This is a genomic window from Pantoea sp. BJ2, assembly GCF_040255075.1.
In the GTDB taxonomy this organism is placed as follows: Bacteria; Pseudomonadota; Gammaproteobacteria; order Enterobacterales; family Enterobacteriaceae; genus Pantoea; species Pantoea leporis.
In genome coordinates, this window is record NZ_CP158292.1 from 709,317 (window position 1) to 727,125 (window position 17,809).

The window sequence follows — 17,809 nt, forward strand, 5'->3', positions numbered from 1 at the left end:
ATGGTAAAAATTTATGCACCGGCCTCGATAGGTAACGTCAGCGTCGGCTTTGATGTGCTTGGCGCGGCGGTTTCGCCGGTGGATGGCACCTTGCTGGGGGACTGTGTTTCCGTGGAAGCCGCCGACAGCTTTAGCCTGGTGAACTCCGGGCGTTTTGTCAGCAAACTGCCGACCAATCCGCAGGAGAACATCGTTTATCAGTGCTGGGAGCGTTTTTGCCAGGCGATTGGCAAGCAAGTTCCGGTGGCGATGACGCTGGAAAAGAATATGCCGATTGGTTCCGGACTCGGCTCAAGTGCTTGTTCGGTGGTTGCCGGTTTGATGGCGATGAACGAATTCTGCGGCAAACCGCTCAACGACACCGAACTGCTGGCGCTGATGGGCGAGCTGGAAGGGCGTATTTCCGGCAGTGTACACTTTGATAACGTTGCGCCGTGCTTCCTTGGCGGCGTGCAGCTGATGATTGAAGAGAACGGCATCATCAGTCAGGACGTGCCGTGCTTTGACGAATGGCTGTGGGTGATGGCGTATCCGGGGATTAAAGTCTCCACCGCCGAAGCGCGTGCCATTCTGCCGGCACAGTACCGCAAAGAGGATGCCATTAAGCATGGCCGCCTGCTGGCAGGCTTTATTCACGCTTGTCATACGCGTCAGCCTGGGCTGGCGGCTAAACTTATGCAGGATGTTATCGCCGAGCCGTATCGCACCAAACTGCTGCCAGGCTTCGCCGATGCGCGTAAAGCAGCGCAGGATGTTGGCGCGCTGGCGTGCGGCATTTCGGGTTCCGGCCCGACACTTTTCGCCGTTTGCAACGAGATGGCAACGGCACAGCGGATGGCGGACTGGCTGAGCCAGCACTATCTGCAGAATGAAGAAGGTTTCGTCCACATCTGCCGTCTTGATACGGCTGGCGCACGTAAATTGGGATAACGCATGAAACTCTACAACCTTAAGGATCACAACGAGCAGGTTAGTTTTGCTCAGGCCGTTAAACAGGGCCTCGGCTCGCAGCAAGGGCTGTTTTTCCCGCTCGAACTGCCGGAATTCGAACTGACCGATATCGATGCCATGCTGGAGATGGATTTCGTCAGCCGCAGCAGCAAAATTCTCTCTGCCTACATTGGTGATGAAATTGCGGCGCATCAGCTGGCCGAGCGCGTAAAAAACGCCTTTGCTTTCCCGGCGCCGGTGGCAAAGGTCAGCGATGATGTGGCTTGCCTCGAGCTGTTCCACGGTCCAACGCTGGCGTTTAAAGACTTCGGCGGCCGCTTTATGGCGCAGATGCTTTCCTATGTGAGCGGTGCGGATGAGCAGATCACCATTCTGACCGCCACGTCCGGCGATACCGGCGCCGCCGTGGCGCATGCCTTCTACGGCATGGAAAACGTGCGCGTGGTGATTCTCTATCCGCAGGGTAAAATCAGCCCGCTGCAGGAGAAACTGTTCTGTACGCTGGGCGGCAACATCGAAACCATCGCGGTTGAAGGCGATTTCGATGCGTGTCAGGCGTTGGTGAAACAGGCGTTTGATGATGAAGAGCTGAAAAAGGCGATTGGCCTGAACTCGGCGAACTCCATCAACATCAGCCGTCTGCTGGCGCAGATTTGCTACTACTTCGAAGCGGTGGCGCAGCTGCCACAAGAGAAGCGTAATCAGCTGGTGGTGTCGGTGCCGAGCGGAAACTTCGGTGACTTAACGGCTGGCCTGCTGGCGAAATCATTGGGTCTGCCGATCAAGCGCTTTATCGCTGCGACCAATGCTAACGATACCGTGCCGCGTTTCCTCGGCAACGGCGCATGGCAGCCAAACGCCACGGTAGCAACGCTGTCGAACGCCATGGATGTCAGCCAGCCGAACAACTGGCCGCGCGTGGAAGAGCTGTTCCGCCGCAAAACCTGGCGTTTGACCGATCTGGCGTACGGCGCGGTAACCGATGAAACCACCAAATCCACCATGCGCGAGCTGGCGGAGATTGGCTACATCTCTGAACCGCATGCGGCGATTGCTTACCGTTTGCTGCGCGACAACCTGCAGGAGGGCGAATATGGCCTGTTCCTCGGGACTGCGCATCCGGCGAAGTTCAAAGAGAGCGTGGATGAGATTCTGGGTCAGGATCTGCCGCTGCCAAAAGAGCTGGCCGAGCGCGCCGATTTGCCGCTGCTGTCGCACAACCTGAAAGGCGATTTCGCGGAGCTGCGGGCGTTCTTGCTGAAGTAAGTGCTGACTGGGGTCAGTGCTCGCTGTCCCCCATCCCGGCCTTCCCCCGCTAGCGGGGGAAGGAGACGCTGCCACATGCAGCCTCCAAACTCACATATTGCAGCATCTTCCTCCCCCATTTATGGGGGAGGACCGAGGAGGGGGACAGCGAGCACGAACCAAGGAGGGGGGCAGCGAGCACGATCCAGGACAGCGCTTGTTGAACTATTTCTGTTCGCGGCGCTTAAACACCAGCTCGTTATCTTTACTTTCTGCCGTGTCAAAGAAATACCCATCCACATCGAATTTCTTCAGCTGCGCAGGGTTGGTCAGGCGGTTCTGAATCACATAGCGGCTCATCAAACCGCGCGCTTTCTTGGCGTAAAAGCTGATGACTTTAAATTTGCCATTCTTCTCATCGAGGAACACCGGCTTGATCAACTCGGCGTTGAGTTTCTTCGGCTTGATGGCTTTGAAATACTCATCGGATGCCAGATTGATCAGCACGTCATCGCCTTGCTCAGCAATCGCCTCGTTTAACTTCTCAGTCAGCAAATCGCCCCAGAAGCCGTAAAGATCTTTCCCGGCCGGATTCGCCAGCTTAATGCCCATCTCCAGGCGATAAGGCTGCATCAAATCGAGTGGGCGCAGCAGGCCGTAAAGACCCGACAACATGCGCAGGTGCTGCTGGGCAAAGTCAAAATCGTCGTCGCTAAAAGTTTCGGCCTGCAAACCGGTATACACATCGCCTTTGAACGCCAGGATCGCCTGACGCGCATTCTCCAGCGAGAAGGGCGGCTGCCATTGGTTAAAACGATCGGCATTCAGGTGCGCCAGCTTGTCGCTAATGCCCATCAGTGAGCTGATTTGCGCCGGTGAAAGATCGCGCGCAACGTCAATTAATTGGTGTGATTTTTCTAACAGCGCCGGTTGGGTAAAGCGTTGTGTCGCCAGCGGGCTTTCATAGTCCAGTGTCTTCGCTGGTGAGATAACCATCAGCATCGTGTACGTCCTCTTTGACCCGCAGGTTTATCAGGGAATTGAAGGGAAAATGTCGCAAGGAGTGTAGCAAAAAAGCGGCATGGATCGGCAAATCGCTCCCATTTGTTAGCGCTATCGTAAAGGGCACTTCGTGGTGTTGCGCCGTCACTTGTGCGTGATATTATCGCAACAGCCTTTTACACCCTGACAGTCAACCTAAGAGAAAGAGAACCATGACGGACAAACTTACTTCCTTGCGTCAGCTGACTACTGTGGTCGCCGACACCGGTGATATCGCGGCGATGAAACTTTACCAGCCGCAGGACGCGACCACGAACCCTTCTTTGATTCTCAACGCCGCTCAAATCCCTGAATACCGCAAACTGATTGACGAAGCCATTACCTGGGCACGTCAGCAGAGCAGCAACAAAGAAGATCAGCTGGCGCTGGTTTCTGACAAGCTGGCCGTCAACATTGGTCTGGAAATTCTCAAACTGATCCCTGGTCGCATCTCGACTGAAGTCGATGCGCGCCTCTCTTACGACACTGAAGCGAGCATCGCTAAAGCGCGTAGCCTGATCAAACTGTACAACGATGCGGGCATCAGCAATGACCGTATCCTGATCAAACTGGCGTCAACCTGGCAGGGCATTCGTGCTGCTGAGCAGCTGGAAAAAGAAGGCATCAACTGTAACCTGACGCTGCTGTTCTCCTTCGCGCAGGCGCGTGCCTGTGCCGAAGCCGGCGTGTTCCTGATCTCTCCATTCGTTGGCCGTATCCTCGACTGGTACAAGCAGAACACCGATAAGAAAGAGTACGCCGCTCACGAAGATCCAGGCGTGGTGTCTGTGGCTGAAATCTACAGCTACTACAAGCAGCACGGTTATGAAACCGTGGTAATGGGCGCAAGCTTCCGTAACGTTGGCGAAATCATTGAGCTGGCTGGCTGCGACCGTCTGACCATCTCTCCGGGCCTGCTGAAAGAGCTGGCTGAGAGCGAAGGCACCGTTGAGCGTAAGCTGAGCTACACCGGCGAAGTGAAAGCGCGTCCAGCGAAGATGACCGAAGCTGAGTTCTTCTGGCAGCACAACCAGGATCCAATGGCCGTTACCAAACTGGCTGAAGGTATCCGCAACTTTGCCATCGATCAGGGCAAACTTGAGAAGATGATCGCCGAGCTGCTGTAAGGTGATTGGCCGTGGCGGCAACCGCTGCCACGGTTTTACGTTTTTTCCCCCGCTTCTTGTATTATCCTTCTAACTACTCACGTCATTTGCTGCCATGCAGCTAACCACAGCGATAACTCTATGGATACTTTACGAATTGGATTAATTTCCGTTTCCGATCGTGCTGCTAACGGCATCTATCAGGATCAGGGCATTCCGGCGTTAGAGAGCTGGCTCACCGCCGCGCTGGCTACGCCGTTTGAAATTGAAACGCGTCTGGTACCGGATGAGCAGCCAATGATTGAGCAGGCGATTTGCGAGCTGGTCGATGAGCTGTTCTGCAATTTGGTCCTCACCACCGGCGGCACCGGACCGGCGCGGCGTGATGTGACGCCAGATGCCACATTGGCGGTTGCCGACCGTGAAATGCCGGGCTTCGGCGAGCAGATGCGCCAAATTAGCCTGCAATTTGTGCCGACCGCTATTTTGTCTCGCCAGGTTGGCGTGATCCGCAAGCAGTCGCTGATCCTCAATCTGCCGGGCCAGCCAAAATCCATTAAAGAGACGCTGGAAGGGCTGAAAGCGGAAGATGGAACGGTAAAGGTGCCGGGGATTTTTGCCGCTGTACCTTATTGTTTACAGCTACTGGAAGGGCCGTATGTGGAAACTCATGCCGATGTGGTAGCAGCTTTTCGCCCCAAAAGCGCCCGTCGTGAGACAAATGACTAAAAATCGGCATTTTCAGGCATAAAATCCAGCGGCACTGGTGTGGCAAAATATTGACGGTATAGTAATTCAATCTTTACATAAGTTGTTTTGCCTCTGGATACCGCTGGATTATGGATACGCACGCAACGCGCCGACTCAACGGGCAGGATTACAAAACCCTGTCGCTGGCCGCCCTTGGTGGGGCGCTGGAATTCTACGACTTCATTATCTTCGTCTTCTTTGCCGCCGTGATTGGCGAACTGTTCTTCCCGCCTGACATTCCTGAATGGTTGCGTCAGGTGCAGACTTTCGCCATCTTTGCTGCGGGTTATCTGGCGCGTCCGTTAGGCGGCATTATCATGGCGCACTTTGGTGACAAAGTGGGGCGTAAGAAGATGTTCAGCCTCAGTATTCTGCTGATGGCGCTGCCGACGTTGGCGATGGGCGCATTGCCCACTTATGCCAGCATTGGCATCGCTGCGCCGTTATTGATGCTGCTAATGCGCGTGCTGCAAGGCGCGGCTATCGGCGGTGAAGTGCCTGGCGCGTGGGTGTTTGTCGCCGAACATGTGCCTGAAAAACGCATTGGTTTTGCCTGCGGCACGCTGACCGCAGGCTTAACCGCAGGGATTCTGCTCGGTTCGCTGGTGGCAACGGTGCTGAACACCACGCTGTCACCGGCTGCGATGCGCGATCATGGCTGGCGCATTCCTTTCTTCCTCGGCGGTGTGTTTGGCTTGCTGGCGATGTATCTGCGTCGCTGGCTGCATGAAACCCCGGTGTTCCAGCAGATGCAGCAGCGTAAAGCGCTGGCAGAAAAAATGCCGCTGCAAACCATTTTCGCCAGCCATAAGCGCGGCATCGTAATTTCGATGCTGCTCACCTGGCTTCTGTCGGCCTGCATTGTGGTGGTGATTTTGATGGCGCCGACGCTGATGCAAAAACAGCATGGCATTCCCGCCGCGCTCAGTCTGCAGGCCAACAGCTTCGCCACCATTATGCTGCTGCTGGGTTGTGTTATTGCCGGATGGCTGGTGGATCGCTTCGGCGCGGCGCGTTCGCTGATGGTCGGTTCAATACTGCTGGCGATCGGCAGCTGGAACTTTTTCCATCAGTTAAGTAGCACGCCGGAAATGCTGTTTGTTTGGTACGGTTTAGCGGGCCTGAGCGTGGGGGTCGTCGGTGTAGTGCCATTTGTGATGGTGCGCGCATTCCCGGCGGCGGTGCGCTTTACCGGCATCTCATTCTCGTACAATGTTGCTTACGCGATTTTCGGTGGTCTGACGCCGATTAGCGTAACGCTGATGATGAGCCTGACGCCAATGGCGCCTGCCTGGTATGTGCTGGCGCTGGCGATAATTGGCTTTATGGTGGGAATCTGGCTGTGGCGCGATAGCCGTCAGCAGTATGCGCAGTTAGATATGTCGCTGCACTCGTCATAATGCAAAAAGCGGAGCCAAACAGCTCCGCTATTCATTTGTCACTCGCCGATCGGCAATACCGTACGACCAAACTTCTCGTTCAGCACTTCGCCCATCGCCAGATAGAACGCACTCGAACCGCAAATAATGCCAATCCAGCCGGCAACGCGCAGCAACCCCGCGTTGTCGGTCAGGTGGCCGATAGCCAGCAGCGCAAACAGCAGCGTCAGGCTGGCGAAGATGAACTGCAGCATTTTCGGTGACTTCAGCGTGCCGAAAAACAGGAATGCAGTGAACACGCCCCACAGCGCGAGATACGCGCCAAGGAAGTGGCCGTCGGCCGCCTCTGCCAGCCCCAGTTTTGGCAGCAGTAGAATCGCCACCAACGTTAACCAGAAGCTGCCGTAAGAGGTAAAGGCGGTCAGCCCGAAGGTGTTGCCTTTCTTATATTCCAGCAGCCCGGCAAAAATTTGCGCGATGCCGCCGTAGAAAATCCCCATCGCCAGGATGATCACATCCATCGCAAACAGGCCGGTGTTGTGTAAGTTGAGCAGGATGGTGGTCATACCGAATCCCATCAGGCCCAACGGGGCGGGATTCGCCAGCGTGGTATTGCTCATAATTCCTCAGAAGCAGCGTTGAAGATGTTGTTCGTGTTTTACACCCGCGCAAACCGCTGGGGGCGCGAGGCGCTGCATAATAAGCGGCCTCTTTTTGCCCAACTTTGATCTGAATCGACGAGAGAATGAAATTTTTTTTAGTTTTAACCCTTGATGCGCATCGAACCGGCCCCATTTACTTGTCATCGAGCGTTGTGAGGCAGCAAAAAAAGCCTGCTTCAGCAGTTGAAAGTGGTCAGTTTGACCGCATCTCTGTTTCACAACCCAAATTGGCAAAGAATTTAAGTAGGAGACGTTTAGATGGGCAAGATTATTGGTATTGACTTGGGTACAACCAACTCATGTGTTGCAGTTATGGATGGTGGTAAAGCACGCGTACTGGAAAACGCCGAAGGCGATCGCACCACGCCGTCGATCATTGCGTATGCACAGGATGGCGAAACTCTGGTGGGTCAACCGGCTAAACGTCAGTCTGTGACCAACCCGCAGAACACCCTGTTTGCGATCAAGCGCCTGATTGGCCGTCGCTTCCAGGACGAAGAAGTACAGCGTGATATTAAAATTATGCCGTACAAAATCATCGGCGCAGATAACGGCGACGCATGGCTGGACGTAAAAGGCCAGAAAATGGCACCGCCGCAGATTTCTGCTGAAGTGCTGAAAAAGATGAAGAAAACCGCGGAAGATTTCCTCGGTGAAGCCGTCACTGAAGCGGTTATTACCGTTCCAGCTTACTTCAACGATGCGCAGCGTCAGGCGACCAAAGACGCCGGCCGTATCGCGGGTCTGGAAGTAAAACGTATCATCAACGAACCAACCGCAGCTGCACTGGCTTACGGCCTGGATAAAGGTCAGGGCAACCGCACCATCGCGGTATACGACCTGGGCGGCGGTACTTTCGATATCTCAATCATTGAGATCGATGATGTTGATGGCGAGAAAACCTTTGAGGTTCTGGCAACCAACGGTGACACCCACCTTGGTGGTGAAGACTTCGATAGCCGTCTGATTAACTATCTGGTGGCTGAATTTAAGAAAGATCAGGGCATCGATCTGCACAACGATCCGCTGGCCATGCAGCGTCTGAAAGAAGCGGCAGAGAAAGCCAAGATCGAGCTGTCTTCAGCACAGCAGACCGACGTTAACCTGCCTTACATCACGGCGGATGCGACCGGTCCTAAGCACCTGAACATCAAAGTAACACGTGCGAAACTGGAATCACTGGTTGAAGATCTGGTTTCTCGCTCTATCGAGCCGTTGAAAGTGGCTCTGCAGGATGCGGGTCTGTCTGTTTCAGACATCAACGACGTGATCCTGGTGGGCGGTCAAACGCGTATGCCAATGGTTCAGGCGAAAGTGACTGAGTTCTTTGGTAAAGAGCCACGTAAAGATGTGAACCCGGATGAAGCGGTAGCCGTGGGTGCTGCGGTTCAGGGCGGCGTGTTGGCGGGTGAAGTGAAAGACGTTCTGCTGCTGGACGTGACTCCGCTGTCGCTGGGTATCGAAACCATGGGCGGCGTGATGACTTCGCTGATTAGCAAGAACACCACCATCCCAACCAAGCACAGCCAGGTGTTCTCTACCGCTGAAGATAACCAGTCTGCCGTGACGATTCACGTGCTGCAGGGTGAGCGTAAGCGTTCAGGTGATAACAAATCCCTGGGCCAGTTCAACCTCGACGGTATCCAGGCTGCACCGCGCGGTATGCCGCAGATCGAAGTCACCTTCGATATCGATGCGGATGGTATCCTGCACGTGTCTGCGAAAGACAAAAACAGCGGTAAAGAGCAGAAGATCACCATCAAGGCTTCTTCTGGTCTGAATGAAGAAGAGATCGAAAAAATGGTGCGTGACGCGGAAGCGAACGCCGAGTCTGACCGCAAGTTCGAAGAGCTGGTTCAGACCCGTAACCAGGGCGATCAGATTTCGCACAGCACCCGTAAGCAGCTGGACGAAGCGGGCGACAAACTGTCTGCTGACGACAAAGCGCCGATCGAAGCTGCGTTGACCGAGCTGAACACCGCGCTGAAAGGCGAAGACAAAGCAGAAATCGAAGCCAAAATGCAGGCATTGATGGAAGTGTCCAGCAAACTGATGGAGCTGGCACAGCAGCAGGGTCAGGCAGCTGATGCAGGCGATGCTTCTGCACAGAAAGAAGACGACGTTGTCGACGCTGAGTTCGAAGAAGTTAAAGACAAAAAATAATTGCCCCTGACCGGGCGCGACGGCTGGCCTGACAGCCGTTGAAACCAGCACGGGCGTAGGAGATCTCTCCACGCCCGTGCGATCATGTTAAGGGCAAAACAAATATGGCTAAGAGTGATTTATACGAGATCTTAGGCGTCTCTAAATCCGCAGATGAGCGTGAAATCAAAAAGGCTTATAAGCGCCTGGCGATGAAATACCATCCGGACCGTAATCCGGACAATAAAGAAGCCGAAGCGAAGTTTAAAGAAATTAAGGAAGCCTACGAAATTCTGACCGACGCACAGAAGCGTGCGGCCTACGACCAATATGGTCACGCAGCCTTTGAACAAGGCGGCATGGGCGGCGGTGGTGGCTTCGGCGGCGGCGGTGCTGACTTCAGCGATATCTTTGGCGACGTATTTGGCGATATTTTTGGTGGTGGCCGCCGTCAGCGTGCCGCTCGTGGCGCCGATTTACGCTACAACATGGAGCTAACGCTGGAAGAAGCGGTACGCGGCGTGACCAAAGAGATCCGCATTCCAACACTGGAAGAGTGCGATGTCTGCCACGGCAGCGGCGCGAAAGCGGGGACCAAACCGCAGACCTGTCATACCTGTCATGGCGCAGGCCAGGTGCAGATGCGTCAGGGCTTCTTCACTGTGCAGCAGGCGTGTCCGACCTGTCACGGTCGCGGTTCAGTGATCAAAGATCCTTGCAATGCTTGTCATGGTCACGGTCGCGTTGAGCGCAGTAAAACCCTGTCGGTGAAAATTCCAGCAGGCGTGGATACCGGCGATCGCATTCGTCTGACCGGCGAAGGTGAAGCGGGCGAACAGGGCGCACCAGCGGGCGATCTGTACGTTCAGGTTTCGGTGAAAAAGCACCCGATCTTCGAGCGTGAAGATAACAACCTATATTGCGAAGTGCCGATTAACTTTGCGATGGCAGCATTAGGTGGCGAGATTGAAGTGCCGACGCTTGATGGACGTGTGAACCTGAAAGTGCCTTCTGAAACGCAAACTGGCAAGCTGTTCCGCATGCGCGGTAAAGGCGTGAAATCGGTGCGTGGCGGTGCGGTAGGCGATTTGCTGTGTCGTGTGGTGGTGGAAACGCCAGTTAGCCTCAATGACAAACAGAAAGCGTTACTGCGTGAACTGGAAGAGAGTTTTGGCGGCCCGAGCGGCGAGAAAAACAGCCCGCGCTCCAAAAGCTTCCTCGACGGCGTGAAGAAGTTTTTTGACGATTTAACACGTTAATCCCGTCTGGCATGCTTAATAAAGCGGAGAGGAAACTCTCCGCTTTTTTTATGTTTTCCCGCCAACGCGTCGCTCCTGATAGAAGCTCAATCTGCCTGGCGTGAGATAAAAGCAGAAACCCTCTCGTAATGCATCGGTATTATCGAGTCGTTAACGAGACATAAGCTGCTTTTAACGAGGTGTATGAGTCGCTACACTTCCCAGCCTAAATGTCTCTACTCAGGAGGAGTTGTGAACAAACCCCGTTCTCTTCGAAGCTTACTGAAAAGCTTTATTGCCAGTGATGCCAGCAACGGCATGGTGCTGATTCTGGCGGCCGTCGCGGCAATGATTTTGGCTAACAGCGTGGAAACCGCTCAAGCTTATCAATCGTTTCTCGCCGAGCCGGTGCAGATTCGTTTCGGTGCATTAGACATCAGCAAAAACCTGCTGCTGTGGATCAACGATGCCATGATGGCGCTGTTTTTCCTGTTAATAGGTTTGGAAGTGAAACGTGAACTGATCACCGGTGAACTCGCCAGCCGCGATCGCGCCATTTTCCCGATGATTGCGGCAATTGGCGGCATGGTTATGCCGGGACTGATTTTCCTGATGCTTAATCATGGCGATCCTATTGCACGTAACGGCTGGGCAATTCCTACTGCTACTGATATCGCCTTTGCTTTGGGCGTGCTGGCACTGTTGGGCAGCCGCGTGCCAACCGCGCTGAAAGTGTTCCTGATGGCGCTGGCGATTATTGATGATCTCGGCGCTATCGTGATTATCGCGCTGTTCTACACCAGCGATCTCTCCGTGCTGTCGCTGAGCGTAGCGGCAGGTGCGATTGTGCTGCTGGCGATTCTCAATCGTTGCGGCGTGCGTAACATTGCCATCTATATGTTAGTCGGCATTGTGCTGTGGACGGCGGTGCTTAAATCGGGTGTGCACGCAACGTTAGCAGGCGTGATTGTTGGCTTCTTCGTGCCGCTGGAAGAGAAGAACGGCCATTCTCCAGCCGAGCATTTGGCGCATGGTTTAATGCCGTGGGTAAACTGGCTGATTCTGCCGCTGTTCGCTTTTGCCAACGCCGGCATTTCGCTGAGCGGCATTACCTTTATGGATACGCTGTCGCCAGAGCCGCTGGGCATCATTCTCGGCTTGCTGATTGGTAAACCGTTGGGTATCACGCTGTTCTGCTGGCTGGCGGTGAAGTGGCGGCTGGCGGTGTTGCCGGCGGGCACCACGATACGCGATATCATGGCGATTGGTGTGCTGTGCGGTATCGGCTTCACCATGTCGATCTTTATCAGTTCGCTGGCGTTTGATGCCGCCCATGAGCAACTGGTGACCTTCTCCAAGCTGGGGATTCTCAGTGGCTCGCTGCTCTCGGCGGTGATTGGTTACACGCTGCTGCGCATCAAATTGCGTTAAAAGAGGAAGGAGGCGAAAGCCTCCTTTTTTGCCGATGAATCAGCTGAACTTTAATCATCTCTACTATTTCTGGCAGGTGTGTAAAACCGGTTCGGTAGTGCGCGCGGCGGATGTGCTGTGCCTGGCGCCACAGACGGTTACTGGCCAGATTAAATCGCTGGAAGAGCAACTCGGTGGCGTGCTGTTTCGTCGTCAGGGGCGCGGTTTAGTGCCGACGGAGCTTGGTCAGCTGGTGTTCCGCTATGCCGACCGCATGTTCATGCTGAGCCAGGAGATGCTCGATATCGTTAACTACCGCAAAGAGTCGCATCTGCTGTTTGATGTTGGCGTAGCGGATGCCTTGTCTAAGCAACTGGTGAGCAAGGTGCTGCAGGCTGCGGTGGTGGCTGAAGAGGGAATCCATCTGCGCTGCTTTGAATCAACGCACGAGATGCTGTTGGAACAGTTAAGTCAGCACAAGCTGGATATGATTCTTTCCGATTGCCCAATTGATTCGACTCAGCAGGAAGGGCTGTTTTCGGTCAAGCTGGGCGAGTGTCCAATCAGCTTCTGGTGCAACACACCGTTACCGACGCTGCCGTTTCCTGCCAGCCTGGAAGAGCGGCGTTTGCTGATTCCGGGGCGTCGCTCGATGCTGGGTCGCAAACTGCTGAACTGGATTCACAGCCAGGGATTGCAAGTGGAGATTCTGGGCGAGTTTGATGATGCGGCATTAATGAAAGCTTTTGGTGCGCTTAACAACGCGATATTTGTGGCTCCGACGCTGTATGGCGACGAGATTTACCGGGATGACGCCATCAAAGAGATTGGGCGGTTGGATGCGGTGATGGAGGAGTATCACGTGATCTTTGCCGAACGGATGATTCAGCATCCGGCGGTACAGCGGATCTGCCATCGCGACTTTAGTGCGCTGTTTACCCCTGAATTGCAGGCATAAAAAAACCGGCTAAACGCCGGTTCTTTTTTACAAAGCGATTAACAGACGGGCGATTAAGCCAGTTTGTTGATCTGAGCAGTCAGGTTTGCTTTATGACGTGCAGCTTTGTTTTTGTGGATCAGGCCTTTAGCAGCCTGACGGTCCACGAGTGGTTGCATTTCGTTGAATGCGTTCTGCGCAGCAGCTTTGTCGCCTGTTGCGATAGCCGCGTATACTTTCTTGATGAAAGTACGCATCATTGAACGGTTGCTTGCGTTATGCTTGCGACGTTTCTCAGATGTTACGGCGCGTTTCTTAGCTGATTTGATATTAGCCAAGGTCCAACTCCCAAATGTGATCTATATGGACAAATCAAAGGCCGAGGACTATGCCTTTTGCGCCTTCTTATGTCAATGGATTTGTGCAAATAAGCGTCGTTTTAAAAACAACACTCGATTACGTAATTGATGGCGCAGGATTCTACCAGCAACGCGGCGTTGAATACAGTATTTCGCAGCAAAAATCTTCAGATCCTTGCTAAGCAATTGCCCACGCGTGGAATAAGCCGCGCCAGAAGCAGGAAAGGCACGTATACGGGTTAACCTAAACGCCATTCAAGGGTATAATCCGCCGATTTCCACCGGTTTGAGTCAGCCATGAAGTTTATCCGCGGTATTTATAATCTGAAAGAGCAGCATCGCGGCTGCGTCCTGACCATTGGCAATTTCGACGGCGTACATCGCGGCCACCAGGCTTTGATGGCGCAGCTGATTGCCGAAGGACGAAAACGCAATCTGCCGGTGGTGGTGATGGTATTTGAGCCACAACCGCTTGAGCTGTTTGCCGGCGACAAAGCCCCGGCGCGCCTTACGCGTTTGCGTGAAAAGCTGAAGTACCTCGAACAAGCGGGTGTTGATGCCGTACTCTGCGTACGTTTTGATCGTCGCTTCGCTGCGCATTCGGCGCAGAGTTTTATTTCCGAATTGCTGGTAGACAAGCTCAACGTCAAGTTCCTGGCCGTCGGCGATGATTTCCGCTTCGGTGCTGGTCGCCAGGGGGATTTCCTGTTATTACAGAAAGCCGGTGCGGAGTATGGCTTTGAGGTTATCAGCACCCAGACCTATTGTGACAGCGGCAAGCGCATCAGCAGCACCGCGGTTCGTCAGGCGCTGGCGCAGGATGATTTTGCGCAAGCCGAAGCGCTGCTGGGCCATCCGTTCAGCATCTCAGGCCGCGTAGTGCACGGCGATGCACTCGGGCGCACCATCGGTTTCCCAACGGCTAATCTCCCTTTGCGTCGCACCGTTACGCCTGTTAAAGGCGTGTTTGCGGTGGCAGTGTTGGGCCTTGGCGATCAGCCGCTGCCCGGCGTGGCCAATATTGGTACGCGCCCAACGGTAAAAGGTTTACGTCAGCAGCTTGAAGTTCATCTGCTCGACACACATATGAATCTCTATGGGCGTCACATTGAAGTGGTGCTGAAACAGAAGATTCGCGATGAACAGCGTTTCGCTTCGCTGGACGCGCTGAAAGAACAAATTGCGAAAGATGTGGTGACAGCCCGCCAATTCTTTGGGCTAAAAACACCGGTTTAATGACCGAAATACGGAATCGAGAATCTGATGAGTGACTATAAATCTACCCTGAATTTGCCGGAAACGGGGTTCCCGATGCGTGGCGATCTGGCCAAGCGTGAACCGGGAATGCTGCAACGTTGGTATGATGACAACCTGTACGGCATCATCCGCGAAGCCAAAAAAGGGAAAAAAACCTTTATTTTGCACGATGGCCCTCCTTATGCGAACGGCAGCATTCATATTGGTCACTCAGTTAACAAGATTCTGAAAGACATTATCGTTAAGTCGAAAGGCATGGCGGGCTACGACTCGCCGTACGTTCCAGGTTGGGACTGCCACGGCTTGCCGATTGAGCACAAAGTTGAGCAGATGATTGGTAAGCCGGGCGAAAAAGTGAGCGCGGCTGAATTCCGTGCCGCTTGCCGCCAATATGCGGCAGAGCAGGTTGAAGGCCAGAAAAATGACTTCATCCGCCTCGGCGTGCTCGGTGACTGGGATCGTCCTTATCTGACGATGAATTTCCAGACCGAAGCCAACATCATCCGTGCGCTGGGTAAAATCATCGGCAACGGCCATCTGCACAAAGGCGCTAAGCCGGTGCACTGGTGCATGGATTGCCGTTCGGCGCTGGCTGAAGCGGAAGTGGAGTATTACGACAAAACTTCGCCATCCATCGATGTGATGTTCAATGCCGTGGATGCCGATGCGGTGCGCGCGAAGTTTGGCGTCGCTGCTTCAGAAGGCCCGGTTTCACTGGTGATTTGGACCACCACGCCGTGGACCATGCCAGCTAACCGCGGTATCTCGCTGCATCCAGAATTTGAATACCAGCTACTGCAGATCGACGGTCGCAGCCTGATTCTCGCCAAAGAGATGGTTGAGAGCGTGATGAAGCGCGCGGGTATCAGCGACTGGACCGTGCTGGGCGAATGCAACGGCGCGGCGCTGGAGCTGCAGCTGTTCCAGCATCCGTTCCTCGAGCAGATCCAATCGAAAGTGGTATTGGGTGATCACGTGACGCTGGAGGCCGGTACCGGTGCGGTACATACTGCGCCAGGCCACGGCCCGGATGACTATGTTATCGGTCAGAAATACGGTCTGGAAACCGCCAATCCGGTGGGGCCGGATGGCGCGTATCTGCCAGGCACCTACCCGACGCTGGATGGTGTAAACGTCTTTAAAGCCAACGACATGATCGTTGAGCTGCTGAAAGAGAAGGGCGCGCTGCTGCACGTGGAGAAACTGCTGCACAGCTACCCGCACTGCTGGCGTCATAAAACGCCAATCATCTTCCGTGCCACGCCACAATGGTTCATCAGCATGGATCAGAAAGGCCTGCGTGCGCAGTCGCTGAAAGAGATCAAAGGCGTGCAGTGGATCCCGGATTGGGGCCAGGCGCGTATCGAAGCGATGGTAGCGAACCGTCCGGACTGGTGTATCTCGCGTCAGCGTACGTGGGGTGTGCCGATGGCGCTGTTCGTGCATAAAGAGAGCGAGCAGCTGCATCCGGATACGCTGGAGCTGATGGAGAAAGTCGCGAAACGGGTTGAGCAGGACGGCATCCAGGCGTGGTGGGATCTCGATCCGCGCGACCTGATGGGCGACGACGCTGACCATTACGTCAAAGTGCCAGACACCTTAGATGTCTGGTTCGACTCCGGATCAACCAGCTACGCGGTGGTGGATGCGCGTCCTGAATTCGGTGGCCATACGCCAGATATGTACCTGGAAGGTTCGGATCAGCATCGCGGCTGGTTCATGTCTTCTCTGATGATCTCCACGGCGATGAAAGGCAAAGCGCCTTATCGTCAGGTACTGACGCACGGTTTCACCGTGGATGGTCAGGGCCGCAAGATGTCGAAATCGATCGGCAACACCGTGGCGCCGCAGGATGTGATGGATAAGCTGGGTGCGGACATTCTGCGTCTGTGGGTCGCTTCTACCGATTATTCCGGTGAGATGGCGGTCTCCGACGAAATCCTGAAGCGTGCCGCAGACAGCTATCGTCGTATCCGTAACACCGCGCGTTTCCTGCTGGCAAACCTTGCTGGCTTTAACCCGGCGACCGATTGCGTCAAGCCGGAAGAGATGGTGGTGGTGGATCGCTGGGCGGTTGGCCGTGCGCTGGCAGCGCAGCAGGATATCGTGCACTCCTACGAAAACTACGATTTCCACGAAGTGGTGCAGCGTCTGATGCACTTCTGCTCAATCGAAATGGGCTCGTTCTATCTCGATGTGATCAAAGATCGTCAGTACACCGCAAAAGGCGACAGCCTGGCGCGTCGCAGCTGCCAAACCGCGCTGTGGCACATTGTTGAAGCGCTGGTACGCTGGATGGCGCCAATCATGTCCTTCACCGCAGACGAAATCTGGGGCTACCTGCCGGACGATCGCGCGAAGTACGTGTTCACCGAAGAGTGGTATCAGGATCTGTTTGGTCTGGCAGATAACGAAACGCTGAACGATGCCTATTGGGATGATGTGCTGAAAGTCCGCGGTGAAGTGAACAAGGTGATTGAGCAAGCGCGTAGCGACAAACGCATCGGCGGCGCACTGGAAGCGACGGTTACGCTGTATGCGGATGCCGAGCTGGCAGCCAAGCTGCAGGCGCTGGGCGATGAGCTCCGTTTCGTGCTGTTAACTTCAGGCGCGACCGTGGCGGATTACGCTACTGCCAGCGATGAAGCGCAGCAGAGCGAGCTGTTCAAAGGTCTGAAAATCGCGCTGCACAAAGCAGAAGGCGAGAAATGTCCGCGCTGCTGGCATTACACTACTGACGTTGGCCAGAACCCGGAGCATGCTGCGGTGTGTGGTCGTTGCTACACCAACGTCGCCGGCAATGGCGAACAGCGGAAATTTGCCTGATGAGTAAAGCGCTCTCTTCAACCGGTTTGCGCTGGCTTTGGCTGGTGCTGGTGGTGATTGCCATCGATTTTGGCAGCAAGATGTGGGTAATCAACAACATGATGCTGCATGAAACGCAGCCGCTGATGCCGTTCCTGAACCTGTTCTACGCACATAATTATGGCGCGGCGTTCAGCTTCCTGGCCGACAAAGGCGGCTGGCAGCGCTGGTTCTTCGCCGGCATCGCCATTGCTATCGTGGTGGCGCTGTTGGTGATGATGTATCGCAACGCTGCCAGCAACAAATTAACCAATATTGCCTACGCGCTGATTATCGGCGGGGCGTTGGGTAACCTGTTTGACCGTTCGTATCACGGTTTTGTGGTCGATTTTATCGACTTCTATGTCGGTGACTGGCACTTCGCGACCTTTAACATCGCCGACTGTGCCATCTGCATCGGCGCGGCGCTGGTAGTGCTGGAAGGTTTTCTCAGCCCGAACGGCAAACCGGCTAAACAGAAAGGGTAA

Annotated in this window: 15 protein-coding genes; 12 read left to right on the forward strand and 3 right to left on the reverse strand. The window is 54.7% G+C overall.

Annotation, left to right across the window (positions count from 1 at the left end; all coding sequences use genetic code 11):
• Window positions 1–930: a homoserine kinase gene (thrB, locus tag AAF463_RS03150; protein ID WP_110867585.1), complete on the forward strand. Its 930-nt coding sequence runs from the start codon at window positions 1–3 to the stop codon at window positions 928–930.
• Window positions 931–933: 3 nt separating this feature from the next.
• Window positions 934–2,217 (forward strand): threonine synthase, encoded by a 1,284-nt coding sequence (thrC, locus tag AAF463_RS03155; RefSeq protein WP_008108676.1) that lies wholly within the window; start codon window positions 934–936, stop codon window positions 2,215–2,217.
• 204 nt (window positions 2,218–2,421) lie between these two features.
• Here the strand turns inward: thrC and yaaA are convergent, their stop codons facing one another.
• Window positions 2,422–3,198, reverse strand: a complete 777-nt coding sequence (yaaA, locus tag AAF463_RS03160) for a peroxide stress protein YaaA (RefSeq protein ID WP_222234420.1) — start codon at window positions 3,196–3,198, stop codon at window positions 2,422–2,424.
• Window positions 3,199–3,410: 212 nt separating this feature from the next.
• Here yaaA and tal point away from each other — a divergent pair, with 212 nt between their 5' ends.
• From tal to AAF463_RS03175, 3 genes are all read left to right on the forward strand, one after another.
• The gene (tal, locus tag AAF463_RS03165; RefSeq protein WP_137385129.1) at window positions 3,411–4,364 is read left to right on the forward strand and encodes a transaldolase; all 954 of its coding nucleotides are present in this window, start codon (window positions 3,411–3,413) and stop codon (window positions 4,362–4,364) included.
• A 120-nt stretch (window positions 4,365–4,484) separates the two neighbouring features.
• Window positions 4,485–5,072: a molybdopterin adenylyltransferase gene (gene mog, locus AAF463_RS03170; protein ID WP_101762156.1), complete on the forward strand. Its 588-nt coding sequence runs from the start codon at window positions 4,485–4,487 to the stop codon at window positions 5,070–5,072.
• Window positions 5,073–5,182: 110 nt separating this feature from the next.
• Window positions 5,183–6,493: an MFS transporter gene (locus tag AAF463_RS03175; protein ID WP_137385130.1), complete on the forward strand. Its 1,311-nt coding sequence runs from the start codon at window positions 5,183–5,185 to the stop codon at window positions 6,491–6,493.
• A gap of 38 nt (window positions 6,494–6,531) precedes the next feature.
• On the opposite strand, the gene satP is transcribed toward AAF463_RS03175, so the two are convergent.
• The gene (satP, locus tag AAF463_RS03180; RefSeq protein ID WP_101762154.1) at window positions 6,532–7,092 is read right to left on the reverse strand and encodes an acetate uptake transporter; all 561 of its coding nucleotides are present in this window, start codon (window positions 7,090–7,092) and stop codon (window positions 6,532–6,534) included.
• 300 nt (window positions 7,093–7,392) lie between these two features.
• On the opposite strand from satP, the gene dnaK reads away from it, so the two are divergent.
• From dnaK to nhaR, 4 genes are all read left to right on the forward strand, one after another.
• Window positions 7,393–9,297: a molecular chaperone DnaK gene (dnaK, locus tag AAF463_RS03185; protein WP_101762153.1), complete on the forward strand. Its 1,905-nt coding sequence runs from the start codon at window positions 7,393–7,395 to the stop codon at window positions 9,295–9,297.
• A 104-nt stretch (window positions 9,298–9,401) separates the two neighbouring features.
• On the forward strand, window positions 9,402–10,535 hold the full coding sequence (dnaJ, locus tag AAF463_RS03190) for a molecular chaperone DnaJ (RefSeq protein ID WP_101762152.1): 1,134 nt from the start codon (window positions 9,402–9,404) through the stop codon (window positions 10,533–10,535).
• A gap of 231 nt (window positions 10,536–10,766) precedes the next feature.
• On the forward strand, window positions 10,767–11,945 hold the full coding sequence (nhaA, locus tag AAF463_RS03195; protein ID WP_350261512.1) for a Na+/H+ antiporter NhaA: 1,179 nt from the start codon (window positions 10,767–10,769) through the stop codon (window positions 11,943–11,945).
• A 34-nt stretch (window positions 11,946–11,979) separates the two neighbouring features.
• Window positions 11,980–12,882, forward strand: coding sequence for a transcriptional activator NhaR (gene nhaR / locus AAF463_RS03200; protein ID WP_101762150.1), 903 nt, complete (start codon window positions 11,980–11,982; stop codon window positions 12,880–12,882).
• Between the two features lie 53 nt (window positions 12,883–12,935).
• Here nhaR and rpsT read toward each other — a convergent pair whose 3' ends face one another.
• The gene (rpsT, locus tag AAF463_RS03205; RefSeq protein WP_036619798.1) at window positions 12,936–13,199 is read right to left on the reverse strand and encodes a 30S ribosomal protein S20; all 264 of its coding nucleotides are present in this window, start codon (window positions 13,197–13,199) and stop codon (window positions 12,936–12,938) included.
• A 318-nt stretch (window positions 13,200–13,517) separates the two neighbouring features.
• Here rpsT and ribF point away from each other — a divergent pair, with 318 nt between their 5' ends.
• The 3 genes from ribF to lspA are packed head-to-tail and all read left to right on the forward strand — an operon-like array spanning window position 13,518 to window position 17,809.
• A complete protein-coding gene (ribF, locus tag AAF463_RS03210) occupies window positions 13,518–14,456 on the forward strand; it encodes a bifunctional riboflavin kinase/FAD synthetase (protein ID WP_101762149.1) in 939 nt (312 codons plus the stop codon).
• A 27-nt stretch (window positions 14,457–14,483) separates the two neighbouring features.
• Window positions 14,484–17,303 carry an isoleucine--tRNA ligase gene (ileS, locus tag AAF463_RS03215; RefSeq protein WP_350261513.1) on the forward strand — a complete coding sequence of 940 codons (2,820 nt, stop codon included), beginning with the start codon at window positions 14,484–14,486 and terminating at the stop codon, window positions 17,301–17,303.
• On the forward strand, window positions 17,303–17,809 hold the full coding sequence (gene lspA, locus AAF463_RS03220; RefSeq protein WP_101762147.1) for a signal peptidase II: 507 nt from the start codon (window positions 17,303–17,305) through the stop codon (window positions 17,807–17,809). Before ileS ends, lspA begins: the two co-directional genes overlap by 1 nt.